The organism is Candidatus Hodgkinia cicadicola (assembly GCF_002774925.1).
Genome location: NZ_NXGO01000127.1, coordinates 1 through 776, shown reverse-complemented (window position 1 = coordinate 776; position 776 = coordinate 1). Strand labels below are relative to the sequence as shown.

General features: G+C 31.3%; 1 protein-coding gene. It reads left to right on the top strand.

What is annotated here, in order from left to right; translation table 4 throughout:
* Window positions 1-126 precede the first annotated feature (126 nt).
* On the top strand, window positions 127-384 hold the full coding sequence (locus tag MAGTDC_RS06075) for a hypothetical protein (RefSeq protein WP_192573215.1): 258 nt from the start codon (window positions 127-129) through the stop codon (window positions 382-384).
* Window positions 385-776 lie beyond the last annotated feature (392 nt).

Here is a 776-nt window from a genome sequence, read left to right as displayed (position 1 = left end):
CAAATGTTCCTAAACAGTTCATACCAGGAATTAAAAAAGGGTTGGAAACAATGTGCGAAAAAGGTTAGTGCAGAAGTTTGTAGTTATTTTGTATTTTTCATTTGATGAAGTTAGAAGTTTACAATCTTGTTTTCTTTATTTACAGGTCTTTTGTCTGGACACAAGATAGCAGGCATAAAGTTTAGATTGATTGACGGTGGTCACAATATTGTTGATTCAAGTGAACTGGCATTCAACATGGCTACCCAAGGAGCGATAAAACAAAGTACAAACTGAATTTCTACATTTACAGACCTCTTTAAACACTTTTGCCAAAACATTTGTACAAGATCATCTGTCTTGTGCTTACAAAACTACATGAGCTCAGAGAAAATAAAAATATAGTGTAGTTGTAGTTTATTTACAATAAATAAATGTGAATACAGGGATCTGCAAAAAGTAAAAATACAGACAGTAAATCGTAATTCATAAAATGTTAATATAATAGTAATCATAAACACATAATAAGTCGTGGTACATTGTACACTATCTTATCAGTCCATAAAAAAAGACTGTATTGCCACATTAGTCCAGCCATAAGAAAGAAAAAACATTATAATGCAACTTTACATCTCAATACAACATAAGCATGTTGCTGTTGTGTAATCATGTAAATTGGTTTCAAAACATACCGTACTGTATTTCATCTTTATAATTTTTGCTTACACTTTTCTCTCTATGCTACTCTATCTCATGCATCTTCATTTATATTGCCCAGCTTTACATCCCTCTTCTTA